The following is a 16,258-nucleotide window of genomic DNA, read 5'->3' as shown; positions in this document are numbered from 1 at the left end:
TTTAATTTAAAGAATAATGGAGAAAGAATAATTTGATAATCGTTCAATATGCCAATGTGCCAATTCCTATACGCCCTTTCTGTTTATTGGCATATCGGCACATCATCGCATTGATCTATTATTCATTATCTTCAAACTCCGATTTCAAAATGCGTAATACCTCGTCCACCGTCTCTTCTTCCAGATCCGTTTTTTCAATCAGCATTTCGCGAGGTGCAGTCAATACGGACTTAGCCGTATCAATGCCAATTGCTTTAATAGCATCAATCACCCATCCGTCGATTTCATCTCTGAATTCATCCAGATAAATGTCTTCATCCTGCGCGTTTTCATCCAACTCACGGAACACGTCGATAGTGTACTCAGTCAACATACTGGCCAGTTTGATATTCAAACCGCCTTTACCAATAGCCAACGATACCTCTTCCGGTTTCAGGAATACCTCAGCTTTACGTTCTTCTTCATTCAACCGAATAGAAGAGATTTTGGCCGGGCTTAAAGCACGCTGGATAAACAATGAAATATTTGATGTATAATTAATCACATCAATGTTTTCATTGCGAAGTTCACGTACGATGCCATGAATACGACTTCCCTTTACACCTACACAGGCTCCTACAGGATCAATTCTGTCATCATAAGATTCTACCGCAATCTTAGCACGTTCACCGGGAATACGGGCAATCTTTTTGATGGTAATCAAGCCATCGTTTATTTCAGGTACTTCCATCTCGAACAAGCGCTGCAGGAAAACCGGAGAAGTACGCGAGAGGATAATCTTCGGATTGTTGTTTTTGTTGTCCACGCGTGCCACCACTGCACGGGCAGTTTCTCCTTTACGATAAAAATCGCTTGGTATCTGCTCTGTTTTCGGCAACAATAACTCGTTTCCTTCATCGTCAAGCAGCAACATCTCTTTTTTCCAGATCTGGTATACTTCTGCGTTGATGATAGTACCTACTTTATCAATGTATTTATTATAAATACTGTCCTTTTCAAGCTCAAGAATTTTAGAAGCCAGGGTCTGACGAAGATTCAAAATAGCACGGCGACCGAACTTAGCGAAAATCACTTCATCGGTTACTTCTTCACCCACTTCGTAAGAAGCATCGATTTTTTGTGCTTCAGTCAACGAAATTTGCATATTCGGGTTAGTCAAATCCTCGTCTGCCACTACCTCACGGTTACGCCATATTTCAAAGTCACCCTTATCCGGGTTCACAATTACGTCGTAATTTTCATCAGTGCCAAACATTTTCGCGATCACACTACGGAACGACTCTTCAAGCACGCTTACCATCGTGGTTCTATCAATATTCTTCAGTTCCTTAAATTCCGAAAATGTATCAATCAAGCTGATTGTTTCTTCTTTCTTGGCCATAATTATTTAAAACTAATTAAGTATTTAGTATATTTTATATCATCATAGGTGAAGGTTTCATCCTCTTCTACCAACTGAGGACGTTTGGCTCCTTCGGGTTTTACTTTCTTTTGTACGGTCACAACAAACTTTTCTTCATCGGCATCTTTCAAGACCCCGCTCAGTTTGCGTCCGCCTTTAGTCAGTACTTCCACCTCCAGGCCGATGTGGTTATAGTACTGTTGCAATACTTTAAATGGCTGTCCGATTCCGGCAGAACCTACTTCCAGCTCATAATCTTCCTCTTCACGATTCAGTTTCGACTCAATGAAGCGACTCAGCTCCACACAGTCTTCAATCCAAACCCCTTCTGCATGGTCAATTTCGACCACAATTTTGTCATCAGGGCTGACGGTCACTTCTACCAGAAAATAGTCTTTTCCCTCCAGCCACTCTTCAACAATCTGACAAACAGTTCTTTTTTCTATCATTGATTAACTATTAAGAACAAAAAAAGGAGCTTAATCGCCCCTCCACCTTTCATCCGTTTCGGGTGCAAAGATATAAATAATCTGTTCGACTACAAAATATTAGAGAAAAAAAAGAAATGATAAGAAAAAAACAGGAACTATCTACATTTCAATCGACCATAGAAAATATAATTGTTATCGTTTTCTTTAATACTCCCAAGCAGTTCGGTCAGCTTTCTTCGATCCGAATCCGAGATAATCTCACCTGAAGACAAACGCTCCTCAACCATTTGCTTCAATCGTGCAGGTTCAACATTCCAAACATAATATCCGTCATGAGATGAAAAGAACCAGTCAGCAGGAATGCCACCTAAGAAATCATTGTATATTTCAACAAAAGCGCCTCGTAAAGTATGTTTATCAACCATATAATATTCCGGAGGAGTGGTAGTTGACGAATGTGGACTTAGCCTTACAGGATATGATATTTCTCCCCAGAAGTGATTCGGCAACTCTCCGAAGCTGTGTGGGGTCAACTCATGTCCTCCATAATCAAGCGTAAAACGTGGAACGAGCCTAAACTCGTGGTTATTATAGTGATATAATGAATCGTTACGATATTGCCCTCCAAACCAGAAACCGATGTCCATCACCGTCCCATTATTCAGAGATTTGATTTCATTTCCATAATCATTCACGGCCAAATACCCTGCCGGAAGTTCTTTTATAATCTTGCCATCCAAACTTTGCGTCCAAATCATAGGCGAATGCCTATCACCTACAAAGTCACGATTAAAAGAAAGAGCACAAACATGCACTCGTCCTCGTTCCGTTTCTACATGAAATATCCCTTTAGGTGACCAATGCGCCAATCGAATCGGTTGAAGTATATTTCCCTGTAAATCGAATACCAAGATATGGTCGGCCTGCCAACATAACACATAAAGCCGGTTATTCTCCTCATCCATCTGTGCATCGTAAACTAAGCCATATTCACCCGCACCTTGACCAAAGGAACCGATATCCCTCAAATAGGTCCCGCTTTTAGTAAAAAGTTTGAAAGGGACATGCCCCATTTTATATACTAAAATATACTGTTTGCCAATAATTGTTTTGGAAGGAGAGACCAATGCAGCATCCCGATTATCAAGTATGACCATTTCCAGTTCCTCGACAAAATGACTAAGAGGTACAGTAACCGTATCCTTCAACATAGACAAGTGGCAGACCCAAACGCTATCAGAACCTGCCATTTCAACCGTAGCCACTTGCTTATGCCCCCAAACATCATTTATCTCCCCGGAAGCTAATGGCGAACAAGCCATTAACTTCCCAAGAAGACAAATAATCAATATCTTGCGGAACAGCTTCATCATTTATTGAAGTTCATAATTTGTAATACAGGGTTACCTTCTTCAGGTATAGAGTCCATTATTGCCCGGAAACGAGGGTCAAACTGCTCTTTTTCAGCTTGCATCGACTCTCCTTTCATAGTAGAAGGCCAATAATAGCCAATGCCGATACCTGGAGTATTCGTCGTACGGGTTCTCTGTACATTGCAGACATCTTTTAAAACAGCCCATCCGGTTTCATTTTTCAAAGTATACATTTTCTGCTCCCTCTTATCGAAATAGTAATAGTTCATTGGCATATCCGGAGTCAACCATTTCGTACCGAGCGTAGTATACAAAGTATAGTCTTTAGCATCAATCGCCGGATGTAGCTTAACAAACTCTGCATTTTCAAATTTATATTCTGTCACTTCATCAATAACTTGTTTTACTTCATATGTTTCAGCATCAATAAAATACACGCCTTTCAATGATAAATCTGAAAATAAAATCCCACCATAAGCTGGCTTCAATGGTTCATAGCCAATACGCCCCTCGCTATCCCACACAAAATTATCTATCGTAATAGGACACACATGCAACTTTTTGCCATCTTTTTTAGAAACGATGCAAACTGCCTCTCCGTTATTACGATTCGTAAAAGGACAATATATCAGTACGGCCTCATCATTCAAGTTAGCAAACTTCCAAGAGCAACCGGGCGTCGGGAAGCTTCGTTTAAATTTCCCATTCAAATCATAAACTATAAACTTTTTAGCCCAGTCCAACACTATAATTTCTTTATTAGGACTGTCCACATAGAAAGAGTTCAGAGACGCCCATTCCTGAGGGCCGCCCCCTTTATGACGCATTTGCAATAATGGATTTCCCTGACGGTCAAAAATAAATATAGCCTGCTGCTCTTCATCCTGAATATAAATCCGGTCTTCAGTGACCTGCATACAGGGATTTGTCGGTAACCTACCCAACAATGAATTTTCATCGTCTTTTAATAACACATAATCACTAACTGCCAGATCGGACAGTTTCAACTCTTTTATCGGATACTCTTTTAATCCATCGTAAACAAAAGGAGTATTTGCCACCTCTACCTGTTTCCCGGAATTAGACGAACATGCTACTAAAACAAGTAGCCCTGCCGACATAATGAAATAGTTCAGTCGATTCAACATATCATGTACATTTTTAAAGTTTTGATATTGCAAAATTAACCATCGGGTACAGGAAAAACAAAAAGGGATATAGACAAAGCACTTCAAAAAGCAGCACACTATCACACTATATACCAACGCATTAGACAGGTCCTTTCTTAAAATAGCATGGACAAACAAGTTTCCGAGAACTAAAAACCACGCAAAAAGTCATCTAAAGAGTCCGAATCCTCTGCTCCAAGCTTCTCTCGCTTGATGCGAAATTTCTTTTTACTAACCGAGGTACGACTAATACAATAAATATCGGAAAGGTCCTTTATACTGACATTGATCTTCACCAGACAGCAGAAATAAATATCTTTTAAGGTCAACAAAGGAAAGCGTGCAAGCAACCGTTGTGAAAACCCATCATAAGCATTATCCACCGTCTGACGAATTTCCTCCCACTCTCTTTCCGACAAAGCTATGCGATGTTCACCACTCTCCTGCTCTTCTTCATTGAGGGAGGGTATTTTACGCAAAACATCGACCTTACGGAACAAAGACTCTCGCAAAACCGCCTCTTTTTCTCTCAAAGCACTTAACTCTTCAGTTTGTTTCAGTATTTGGTTCTCTTGCTCCAACTTGGCTTTCTCTTCAAGAAGCAGACGCTCTTTTTCACGCTTTATCTTATTTTGCCGGTAGAAAATAAACAAAGCAATCAGTATAATCAGACAAAGGCTCAAAGTTAACATAGCAATTTCCCGATTCTGTTTGGCAATCTTCAATTGGTTTAACTCGTTTTTCAACCTCTCTTCCTGATATAGAGCTTCACTGTTATCACTTTGCACATGGCCTATCTCCACCCGGAAAAGCGCATCTGCCTTCTGCGTAGAATAGAACACTTGCTTCTCATTTCCTTCCATAAGTTCCAGTTCTGCAAGTTTCCTCCAAGCTTCGATAGCAATATGCGGATGAATGGAATGGGCTGCCATACTAAAATAACGACGGGCAGAATCATATTGATGGATGGAATAATATACGTCCCCGCGTGCCAATATATAATAAGGACGTCCGTAATGTTCCACTTGGATACGAGCGGAATCCAGCCAAGATAAAGCTCCCTGATAATTATTCTCTGTCAGGCAACTGTCAGCCCGTTTCTGACAATACCACTCCCATTGACGAAGCCTCATGAATGCCGTATCCACCGGTATAGAAAACACTGCTTCTTCCGCTAATGGCACTTTCCCGCAAGAGGCTAATGACACAAGCAGAAGAAAACAGTTGCTCAGAAGAATCGTCAAACGCCGCATCCGATTCTCAATATTACTTTCGTGCTGCTTTTATCTTCTTCACACGTGCACAAGTACGATGTCCATAAATGATAATCACTACGAAACAGATAAAAGGAAGTATGAAAGACAAGTTTACAGCAGGCATACCCAACAATGTATGTTGGTCAATAATACAAGCCTGTAACGGTGGCAACACAGAGCCTCCCAAAATAGCCATAATCAAACCGGCAGCCCCAAACTTGGCATCATCACCTAAACCACGAAGAGCAATGCCATAAATCGTGGGAAACATTAGTGACATACAAGCCGAAACAGCTACTAAACAATACAATCCCCATATGTTTTGCAAAAAAATCACACCCAACGTAAAAGCACCACCCGCAATCGCAAGAATCTTGAGAAGCATCCCCGGATTCAGGTAGCGAAGAATAAATGTACACACGAAACGGCTTATACAAAAAATAATCATAGCAATTATATTATATTCCTGGGAAAGCACTTCAGCAGCCTTCTCCTCCATTCCCTGCGACATAAACAAGCGTGTTCCATATTGGATAACAAAAGTCCAACACATAATCTGTGCACCCACATAAAAGAATTGCGCTATGACTCCTTCTCTATAATGATGAACTTTAAAAATACGCTTTAGCGTTGGTATAAAATCAATATTATGATTCTTATCACCATTCTTAGGCATTTTAACGGCACGTATCAGAAAAAGCATGGCAAGAATCACTAATCCTATAATCAGGTAAGGGGCAATCAGCACGGACAAATCCGACTCTTTCAATACCTCAAACTCAGACGGAGACAATTGGCTGCGTTCTACCGTATCCATGGGATTCAGACGCGCCTGAATGAAGTTCATGGCTACATACATACCCAATAATGATCCCATTGGATTAAACGACTGCGCCAGATTCAATCGTCGGGTCGCCGTCTCCTCCGTACCCATCGATAATATATAAGGGTTAGCACTTGTTTCCAGAAACGAGAGTCCACACGTCAAAATAAAATAAGCGAGCAGGAAAGGGTAATAATCGCCTGTCATCTTTGCCGGGAAAAACAGCAAGGCACCCAAAGCATATAACCCCAGTCCCAGCAGAATACCGGCTTTATAAGAGTATTTACGAATAAACATTGCAGCAGGGAAAGCCATCGCAAAGTAGCCTCCGTAAAAAGCGACCTGTACCAATGCCCCGTCGGTGACACTCATACGAAATATTTTCGAGAAGGCCTTTACCATTGGATTGGTAATATCATTAGCGAACCCCCATAAGGCAAAACAAGAAGTCACTAAAATAAATGGCAGGATATAACTAACTCCATCTTTATGAAGAATGGAACGGTTGGTGTTTTTCATGGGTTGTCGGGTTATTCAGGATAATATACCTGAGGTTTTACACTGTTTATGATAATTTCTTTTAGCTCTTCCCAAGTATCTATTTCACCTTGAGCTTTCGCTTGTACTAAGATATTGCCGATAGCAGTCGCTTCCACCGGACCTGCATATACCGGAATGCCTAAAGCATTTGCAGTAAGTTGGTTTAGCAAACGATTCTGGCAGCCTCCTCCGATAATATGGAGTTGTTTAACCGGTGCCGGCAGACAGCGATTCATCTGTTCAACTCCTAATTTATAACGGTGTGCCAATGATTCAATGACACAACGAACAAACTCTCCTTGAGAAACCGGCACTCTCAAATGATGCTTATGACAATACTCAGCAATCGACTCTTCCATACAGTCTGGATTGCAAAAAGAGGAATCATCTACATCGATTACCGAACGGATATCTGATAACGTTGCTTCGGCTATCACACGATCATAACTGGTTTCTTCGCCCCGTTCTTTCCACTCAGCCATCAAACGTTGTAAAATCCAAAGCCCGGTTATATTCTGCAAGAAGCGTATCTTGCCTTGTATGCCACCCTCATTCGTGAATCCTCCCAAACGTGCTTCCTCCGTCAAAATCGGTTGGTCAATCTCTGTTCCAAGCAAGGACCAGGTTCCCGAACTAAGATAAGCCCGATCCGGTTCATTGGAAGGAACAGCAAATACAGCACTGGCTGTGTCATGTGAACCGACAGCAACGACATCAATACAGCCTAAACCGGTTTCATCCGCAATTTCTTGTTTCAGTTTACCGCGAATAGTCCCGGGAAGCACAATGTCACCAAAAAGATGGCGGGGTAATCCTAATTCACTAATCAAGTTATCCGACCAGTTGCGCTGACAAGCATCAAGTAACTCAGAAGTAGAAGCAATACAATATTCATTATTCGCTGTTCCTGTAAGGAAATAGCTGAACAAATCAGGCATAAATAATAGTTTATCAGCTACCCGGAGTTGTACATCGTTGTTCTGCTTCATACTATATAGTTGAAACAGAGTATTGATAGGCATCACTTGGATGCCTGTTTCTGCATAATGGGCAGCTTGATCAATCTGCTTAAACACCCGCTCAGGCATACCATTAGTACGAGAATCACGGTAACAAACCGGATTCCCCAACAGATTACCATCTTTGTCAATCAGCCCAAAATCGACTCCCCAAGTATCTATAGCGATACTTTTCACCAGATAGCCTTTTCGGGCAGCGACACGAAGTCCGTTTTTCATTTCTTCGAAGAGAGAAAGAAAATCCCAATAGACATGGTTTCCGAGTCTAATTTGCCGATTACCAAAACGATATACCTCTTCCAGTTTTAGCTTACCTTCAGTGAGGGTACCGGCCATAATACGGCCGCTACCTCCACCAAAGTCAGCTGCTAAGTAAGTACTCATAAGCTGGTCGTCATTATTTCTATTTTGTTTTCTTTCCTAACACATATATTTCCAGATCATCAATCTCTTCCGGAGTCAGGACCGAATAATCTCCTCCGGATTGAACGATAATCCGGCAAGCCATTTCAAAGAAAGTGGCCCGTTCGTACACCTGATCAAAATCTTTACCACACACCACCTGTCCATGATTGGTCAGCAATACAGAGTTATGCTCTTTCATCGCTTCCACAACAGCTTCAGCCAGTTCAGGCGAACCCGGACGATAGTAAGGAATGATAGGAATCTCTTTACCGACATGGCAAGGTACCTCAGCAGTTACATTGAAATTTGACGGTTTGTTTCTCATACAGGAAACAGCTGTAGCATATTCCGATTGAAAATGCAGAACTACATTTACATCCGGACGTTCACGAAGGATTCCCAAATGAAAAGTACTTTCCATAGAAGGTTTTACTCCATTCTGGGGTATACCCGTAGAAATATTGCAAACAGATACTTTTTCTTTCTGCAGGTTCGGTACCCAAGAACCCGTTCCGGAAACAAGTGCTTCTTCACCGATTCTCCATGAAAGGTTACCGCTGCTGCACAACATTAATTTAGCATCGCCATAGCGATGTGCCTGAGCAAGATACTGCTCGATATGTTCATTAGTTATCATAATGCTTTCTTATATAAATCAAGAATAATTTCTTTTGTTACTTCCCGTGGATTACCCGGCGTACAGACATCAGCAAACGCAGCTGTAGCAAGACGGTCAAGATCCCTTTCCTGAATGCCCAAATCGGACAAGTGTTGTGGAATATTGACCTTCAAAGATAATGCTTTTACAGCATCTACGGCTGCTTTAGCTGCCTCTTCTTTAGCCATACCTGCAGAATACACGTTCATAGCCTTAGCTATCTCTACATATTTGTCAAGAGCAGCCGGAGCATTGAACTCCATAACAATAGGTAATAACAACGCATTGGCTACGCCATGAGGAATATCAAAAATAGCCCCCAACGGATGTGCCATACCATGAACGACTCCTAAACCGACATTCGAAAAAGCCATACCGGCAATATACTGGGCTACTGCCATACCATTACGTGCCTCCGCATTTGACGGTTCTTCAACGGCAGTCACCAGATAACGGTTGATCATTTCAATAGCTTTAATTTCGAACATATCGCTCATCTCCCATGCACCTTTGGTTATCAACCCTTCAATGGCGTGTGTCAGTGCATCAAGTCCCGTAGCTGCAGTCAGGCTTTTAGGAAGTGTATACATCAGCTCGGCATCTACTATCGCTATAGCCGGAATATCATTCGGATCCACACAAACCATCTTTTTTTGGTTCTGTTCGTCTGTAATCACATAGTTGATAGTCACTTCTGCTGCCGTTCCGGCAGTAGTAGGCAATGCAATAATAGGTACGGATTTCTTCTTGGTATCCGCCACGCCTTCCAATGAAACGACATCACTGAATTCCGGATTATTAGTAATAATCCCAATTGCCTTTGCCGTATCCATAGAAGAGCCACCGCCAATCGCCAGGATAAAGTCCGCACCGGATGCCGCAAATGCTTCCACACCGGCTTTTACATTCGATACTGTAGGATTCGGCTTAATTTCACTGAATATCACATAAGGAATCTTAGCAGCATCCAGCACCTTAAGCACTTTGTCCGCCACTCCGAATTTTATCAAATCTTTATCGGTTGCGACAAATGCTTTGTGTAGTCCCAAACGTGAGATTTCCTTAGGGAGCACTTCACGTGCTCCCGGACCGAAGTAAGAAACTTCGTTTAATATAAATCGATTGATCATATTGCGTTCTTCTAAAGGTTACTTATAAATAGGACCATAAGTAGTACAAGCTCTGTAGTCGGCTCCCTCTTTATCCATACCGAAGGCATTCCAGGCCGCCGGACGGAAAATCTGATCATCCTCCACATTGTGCATGCAAACCGGAATACGAAGCATGGAAGCCAGTGTAATCACATCCTGACCAATATGCCCGTAACTGATTGCACCATGGTTAGCTCCCCAGTTATTCATCACGGAGTATACATCTTTAAAGGCAGGTTTATCACATAAACGAGGAACAAACCAAGTAGTAGGCCATGTACGGTCCGTACGTTCATCAAGTAATTTATGAATCTCCGGATCAATCTCTACTGTCCAACCTTCGGCTATCTGCAGTACCGGTCCAAGACCTTTAATCAGGTTCAGTCGCATCATAGTTACGGGCATACCTCCTTTCGAAAGGAAATTAGAAGAGAAACCTCCTCCACGGAAATAATCACGATTGGCGGGATACCAAGTAGTAGCTTCCAGACATTTCTCAACTTCTCCTTCCGTAACCTCCCAACAAGGTTTCATGGTAGGTTCTCCATTGACATCCGTTTGCTGCCCTGTTCCGTCAAGAGTAGTTGCTCCCGAATTAATCAAATGAATAATACCATTAGCAGCCATACCTGACAGTTCCTTACCCGTAACACGTTTCACAGCCTCCGGACTCCAATAAGTACGTACATCCGAGAAAATCTGTGCACGATTCGTCAACAGATGACCGAACAGCATAGCTACACCATTACAAGCATCATTCTCAGTGGCCACTACATATGCTTCACGAATACCATTCCAGTCGAATGAAGTATTGAGCAATGCTTCCGAGAAATCACCATTCGGATAGAAATCCGTCCATTGACGCTGTCCTTGGAAACCCGCTGCAATGGCATTGTGTCCTAAAGCCTCTTCCTTAAATCCAAGTTCTTTTAGCTTCGGATTACCCTGCATCAAATCGCGCATGATGATAGTCATCTTGACAATGAACTCCCAGTCTTCATCTTTCTGCACACGTGTCTTTGTTTTTTCAGGCACATTGAAATCATGTCCTTCATTCTTTTTGCAATATTTCTCAGTCCAAGCCATCGCTTTGGCATATTCTTCCTTATCATAAATGCCTTCGGCCATGCGGCGAATTATCTCTGTCAAATCGACCGACTCATTACGCATACCCAAATATTCCTGGAAGAAGTCCGGATTTACAATAGAACCGGCAATACCCATAGAAACACTACCCATAGAAAGGTAAGACTTCCCACGCATCGTAGCTACAGCCTGAGCAGCACGGGCAAAACGCAGAATTTTTTCTGCCACATCCGCAGGAATAGAGTTATCATTCAAGTCTTGTACATCGCGACCGTAAATACCAAATGCAGGCAACCCCTTCTGTGCATGTCCTGCCAGCACAGCAGCCAGATACACCGCTCCCGGGCGCTCCGTCCCATTGAATCCCCAAACAGCTTTCGGATAATATGGATTCATATCCATTGTCTCAGCCCCATAACACCAGCATGAGGTGACAGTAATAGTAGCTCCTACCCCTTCACGTTCAAACTTTTCTGCACAAGCAGCACTTTCGGCAACACGTCCGATAGTTCCATCTGCAATCACACACTCCACAGGAGTTCCATCGCCATTTCTGAGATTAGAAGTAATCAACTCGGCAACAGCTTTTGCCAGATTCATTGTTTTTTCTTCAAGGCTTTCGCGAACACCACCCTGGCGTCCATCGATGGTGGGACGAATCCCGATTTTCGGATACTTTTTCATACTATATTATTAAATTCATTAGACAATTCTTCCATGCTGACCTGTGCTGACACACAATTCTGAAAAACTCTTTTATAAAGAAGCTCTCAGCCTGACTTCCGTAGGCAGGTAATCTTGTATGGCTTTTCCCTGCAGAACAAATTCGGCAGCCTTATCACCCATTTTCTCCCAATCTACACTTAATGCAGTTATTCCCTGATCTATCACTTCATAAGCAGGTGTGTCATTATACCCTATTAAGCCAAAATCAACTCCACATTGTAAACCCTCAATACGACTTTTCTTAATAATACTCACCACATCTATTTGACGAATCGCTATATATACTTCTCCTTTGCGAACCTGAAGTCCTTCAATATCACTCACTACCTCACAACCAAGATGTTGATCGGCACAGAATTTCTCAAAAAAGTCACGGCTACTCCGGGGATGCATGCTATCATTCACTAACACGAAAACGAGTTTTTGATATTTCTTCAATCGATCTGCCAGTTGAAGTAGCGCATTATAGAATCCTTGGTCAAAGTCCTGACAAACATAAGAGAACTCCTCTTTCTCAAATTTACCGAAATCAAGAAGAAGAAGTTTAGATGGATTTATCTTATAAAGATTAGGAGACAGTTTTTCGTTATCGAAGTTCATCACAATATATTTATTGTACCGCCCCAACGATTCACGGATGATGGTATTGAACAAACGTTCATTGTACTGATGAAACAACAAGTCGACTTTATAACGGATAGACAAACGCTTTACAAAACTATTATAAAGCGCATATTTAAAAGGTGAATATTCATCAAGCAAAAGAAGTACATTTTTCAATCTTCCAACCACATAATACCCTTTCCCGGGAGTAGAATCGATAATTCCTCTCTCTTTTAAATCAAGAAAAGCTTTAAATACAGTATCTCGGGATACCTCATACGCATGGCTAAGTTGATTGATCGAAGGCAGTGAATCTCCCGATTTATATACTCCCATCGAGATATCAAAGCTAATCTTGTCAGCCAATTGCTTTACTTTGGTCGTTTGTTGTCCAAAAGTTATTTTCATACGTATCAATAAAGGTTTTTAATTGCAGATAGCTATGCTGAACTATCACGATGCAAAGAAAGATAATTTATTCTGCACGAACAATGTAAACTGATATGTTATATAACACAAAAGGATTAGAATTCAGAGATCTCGTTATTTTTTTGTAACTTTTATACTTACACAAAAACAAATGAGATACAAAAAGATTTGCTATCTTTACCCCGAATATTAAAGAATATAGTATTATGGCACATCGTCTTAACACTAACAAGCAATTTATGGTAGGAAACGGCATTTTAGCATTTGCCGTCATATTTGTCGTAGTCATCTTTGTATATATGAGTCTGAGATTGCAACGGGAAAAAGAAGCTGTCCGTCACTTTAGTGAAACGTACTCCATTCAGCTGACAAAAGGCTTCGTGGGTGATTCGATCTCACTGTTTGTCAATGACAGCTTGATCATGAATAAACAGATTAAAGAAGAGCCTACTGCTATCGAAGTCGGACGCTTCGCAGAGCAAAGTGCACTGATGATTGTAAATAATCAGACTGAAACAGTAGCCGCATTTGATCTGAGTGAAAAAGGTGGTACTTACCGTTTTGAAAAGGATATTGACGGTATCAAACAGCTACCACAAAAATAGAAAGACGTTTTTTTCCTAACCGCATAGGGTATAAAAGACTGTAAAGGGAGATATCAAAAGACACTACAGAATTATTCCGATTCGCACAGATGAAAAAGCCCAAAACCGATTATCAATGCCGGCAATCAATCTGTAACAATCAGTGTAATCTTTGGTGGAAAGGATTCTTGCAACATCTGTTTTGTGATTGCAATGTCAAATCTCAGTCTTATATTTTTTCAACTCTTCGCGCAGCTCTAAAGCTTTACCTCCGGTGAAACCATTAAGCAAATCCCAAAAACGATCACCATGATTCATCTCACAAGTATGGCAAAGTTCGTGCAAAAGAACATAATCTATCAAATGCTTTGGCAATAATACAAGAAAATAAGAGAGATTTATCTTTTTGTGAGAAGAGCAGCTTCCCCATCGTCCACGACTTGAATTTATCTGAACACTTTTGTAAGGCAACCCATACCGCTCCGAAAGCATATACAACCGGGGAGGCAAGATAATCTTTGCATTCCGTCGCAAAGCTTCTTCAATTACTTTACGGAGCCAGTCCTGTAAATTAGAATCTGTAAAATCGGCCGTCGGGGGACAAATAATCCGCATTTCTCCCAATTCGGAATGAGCCAAGAATTTCTCCCTCTTACCACTAACCAATGATAACTTGAAGTATTCTGTCTCGATCCGATAGTTCAGGTCAATCAGAGGACGTATCAACTTCTGCCTGGAATCCAACAATCTGGAACGTAATTTCTCTATCGCCTCCTTTACCTCCTTCATCGTAACTCCCGGAGGTATACTAACATAGATCGCATCAGCTTTTGTACGAAAAACGAGTCTCTTGGCACGCACATTATCACGTACGATCAGACGTCCTAACTCCTTATCTTCAATAATCTTATCCAATGTTGTTCTTAATTATAAATACAAATAAACGGATTCTTTTGCAGAAAAAAGAAAGATAGATGCAACTTTTCCTACTCAACCTACGTCTAAACTAATAGAAACCTCTAAAAACGAAATAAAATGAAAACAATCTTTAAAATGTTGTCAACATTACTGTTAACAGCAGGGTTATTGAGCAGTTGCGTATATATGGGTGAAGGTATTCAACCCAGTAAAAAACTCATCACGAGAGATTATAAAGTGAAGGAGTTCAACAAAATTGACGCGGGGACCGTAGGTGACATCTATTACACACAATCCGCAGATGGAAAAACAGACGTACAAATCTATGGGCCGGATAACATTGTGGCGTTAATACAGGTAGCTGTAAAAGATAGTACCTTATTGTTAAGCATCGATAAATCGAAAAAGGTACGCAACTTCAAAAAGATGAAGATAACAATTACATCTCCAACTTTAAACAGTATTTCCTTCAAAGGAGTAGGTGATGTACATATTGATAACGGTTTGACTACCGACAACCTCTATGTGGAAAGCAAAGGAGTAGGTGATATAAAAATTAAATCACTAATCTGCAGTAGCTTAAATGTGCAATCAATGGGTGTAGGAAATGTAAAACTTGAAGGAACAGTTCAGGCAGCTACTCTTCACTCTAAAGGGGTAGGCAATATAGAAGCCGGAAACCTGCAGGCCAATATAGTAGAAGCCAGTTCACAGGGTGTAGGAGATATTACCTGCAACGCAGTAGAATCTATCAATGCAGCTGTACGAGGAGTGGGAAGCATTAAGTATAAAGGTAATCCTACCATAAAATCACTCAATAAAAAAGGAGTGGGAACTATTAAGAATATCTGATACAATAATCACAAGACCATGAAAAAACAATTATTATCATGCCTTACAATTTCCATGCTGTTATTAATCATTGGGGCCTGTTCACAGACAAAGCAGGTAAGTGGAAGTTCAAACTATATCACTAAAGACATAAGAGTCGGTTCTTTCAGCAAAATTAAATCAATGAGCAGTTCGGATATTGTTTATACACAAAAGCAAGGAACTCCCACTGTACAGATTTATGGTCCCGACAACATCGTCCAGTTATTGGAAACCACTGTTGAAGGAAAAACACTGGTGGTTAAATTTAAAAAGAATAGCTCCATCCGCAATAGCGGAAAACTGGAAATCAGAGTATCTTCTCCATCATTAAACCATTTATCCATATATGGCTCAGGAAACACGACCTTTACAAATGGAATGGAGAGCAACGACGATTTAGAAATATGCATTTACGGATCGGGGAACATCAATGGAACCAATTTCTCTTGTACAAAACTGTCAACGCATATTTACGGTTCAGGAAACATCAATTTGAAAAAAATCGATGTACCATGCACAGAAGCAAATATTTCAGGTTCGGGAAATGTATTGCTGAACGGCAAATCGGGCAAAGCCGAGTATCGTATTGCAGGTTCAGGAGATATTAATGCCATAGATTTAAAGACAGAAGATGTCAATGCACATATCAGTGGTTCGGGCAGCATAAAATGTCATGCTACTGAAAACCTGACAGGAGGTGTCAGTGGAAGTGGAAGTGTGGCATACAAAGGTAATCCGCAAATAAACTTTTCAAAAAGAGGATTAAGAAAACTTTAAATATAGAAACTCTCTCTTAGTTTAACTTCGCTCTA

15 protein-coding genes are annotated in these 16,258 nt (G+C 41.0%); 3 read left to right on the top strand and 12 right to left on the bottom strand.

What is annotated here, in order from left to right; all coding sequences use genetic code 11:
• Positions 1–118 precede the first annotated feature (118 nt).
• The 11 genes from nusA to DBK98_RS05395 form a co-directional block, all read right to left on the bottom strand.
• Positions 119–1,381, bottom strand: coding sequence for a transcription termination factor NusA (gene nusA, locus DBK98_RS05445; protein ID WP_005812181.1), 1,263 nt, complete (start codon positions 1,379–1,381; stop codon positions 119–121).
• A gap of 2 nt (positions 1,382–1,383) precedes the next feature.
• Positions 1,384–1,851 (bottom strand): ribosome assembly cofactor RimP, encoded by a 468-nt coding sequence (rimP, locus tag DBK98_RS05440; RefSeq protein WP_005779347.1) that lies wholly within the window; start codon positions 1,849–1,851, stop codon positions 1,384–1,386.
• Positions 1,852–1,988: 137 nt separating this feature from the next.
• Positions 1,989–3,203: a 6-bladed beta-propeller gene (locus DBK98_RS05435; RefSeq protein ID WP_032531119.1), complete on the bottom strand. Its 1,215-nt coding sequence runs from the start codon at positions 3,201–3,203 to the stop codon at positions 1,989–1,991.
• Positions 3,203–4,354, bottom strand: coding sequence for a 6-bladed beta-propeller (locus DBK98_RS05430; RefSeq protein ID WP_032536470.1), 1,152 nt, complete (start codon positions 4,352–4,354; stop codon positions 3,203–3,205). Before DBK98_RS05430 ends, DBK98_RS05435 begins: the two co-directional genes overlap by 1 nt.
• A gap of 170 nt (positions 4,355–4,524) precedes the next feature.
• The gene (locus DBK98_RS05425; RefSeq protein ID WP_005779353.1) at positions 4,525–5,628 is read right to left on the bottom strand and encodes a hypothetical protein; all 1,104 of its coding nucleotides are present in this window, start codon (positions 5,626–5,628) and stop codon (positions 4,525–4,527) included.
• A 13-nt stretch (positions 5,629–5,641) separates the two neighbouring features.
• Positions 5,642–6,973, bottom strand: coding sequence for an L-fucose:H+ symporter permease (fucP, locus tag DBK98_RS05420; protein ID WP_032536472.1), 1,332 nt, complete (start codon positions 6,971–6,973; stop codon positions 5,642–5,644).
• Between the two features lie 11 nt (positions 6,974–6,984).
• Positions 6,985–8,397 (bottom strand): rhamnulokinase family protein, encoded by a 1,413-nt coding sequence (locus DBK98_RS05415; protein ID WP_032536473.1) that lies wholly within the window; start codon positions 8,395–8,397, stop codon positions 6,985–6,987.
• Positions 8,398–8,416: 19 nt separating this feature from the next.
• Positions 8,417–9,055, bottom strand: a complete 639-nt coding sequence (locus tag DBK98_RS05410) for a class II aldolase/adducin family protein (RefSeq protein ID WP_005812195.1) — start codon at positions 9,053–9,055, stop codon at positions 8,417–8,419.
• On the bottom strand, positions 9,052–10,206 hold the full coding sequence (gene fucO, locus DBK98_RS05405) for a lactaldehyde reductase (RefSeq protein WP_032536474.1): 1,155 nt from the start codon (positions 10,204–10,206) through the stop codon (positions 9,052–9,054). Before fucO ends, DBK98_RS05410 begins: the two co-directional genes overlap by 4 nt.
• A gap of 18 nt (positions 10,207–10,224) precedes the next feature.
• Entirely contained in the window at positions 10,225–11,997 is a 1,773-nt protein-coding gene (gene fucI, locus DBK98_RS05400; RefSeq protein ID WP_032536475.1) for an L-fucose isomerase, read from the bottom strand.
• Positions 11,998–12,069: 72 nt separating this feature from the next.
• A complete protein-coding gene (locus DBK98_RS05395) occupies positions 12,070–13,050 on the bottom strand; it encodes a GntR family transcriptional regulator (RefSeq protein WP_022011220.1) in 981 nt (326 codons plus the stop codon).
• Positions 13,051–13,277: 227 nt separating this feature from the next.
• Between DBK98_RS05395 and DBK98_RS05390 the strand changes: the two genes are divergently transcribed.
• Entirely contained in the window at positions 13,278–13,676 is a 399-nt protein-coding gene (locus tag DBK98_RS05390) for a hypothetical protein (protein WP_005779366.1), read from the top strand.
• Positions 13,677–13,871: 195 nt separating this feature from the next.
• On the opposite strand, the gene DBK98_RS05385 is transcribed toward DBK98_RS05390, so the two are convergent.
• The gene (locus DBK98_RS05385; RefSeq protein ID WP_022011219.1) at positions 13,872–14,570 is read right to left on the bottom strand and encodes a SprT family zinc-dependent metalloprotease; all 699 of its coding nucleotides are present in this window, start codon (positions 14,568–14,570) and stop codon (positions 13,872–13,874) included.
• Between the two features lie 120 nt (positions 14,571–14,690).
• Between DBK98_RS05385 and DBK98_RS05380 the strand changes: the two genes are divergently transcribed.
• Positions 14,691–15,425, top strand: a complete 735-nt coding sequence (locus tag DBK98_RS05380) for a head GIN domain-containing protein (RefSeq protein WP_005812213.1) — start codon at positions 14,691–14,693, stop codon at positions 15,423–15,425.
• 18 nt (positions 15,426–15,443) lie between these two features.
• Positions 15,444–16,223 (top strand): head GIN domain-containing protein, encoded by a 780-nt coding sequence (locus DBK98_RS05375; RefSeq protein WP_005812215.1) that lies wholly within the window; start codon positions 15,444–15,446, stop codon positions 16,221–16,223.
• The last annotated feature ends 35 nt before the right edge of the window (positions 16,224–16,258 follow it).

Source organism: Bacteroides sp. PHL 2737, from assembly GCF_004115325.2.
Taxonomy (GTDB): domain Bacteria; phylum Bacteroidota; class Bacteroidia; order Bacteroidales; family Bacteroidaceae; genus Bacteroides; species Bacteroides hominis.
Note: the sequence above shows the minus strand (reverse complement) of the source record. Positions and strands in the feature narration are given on the sequence as shown.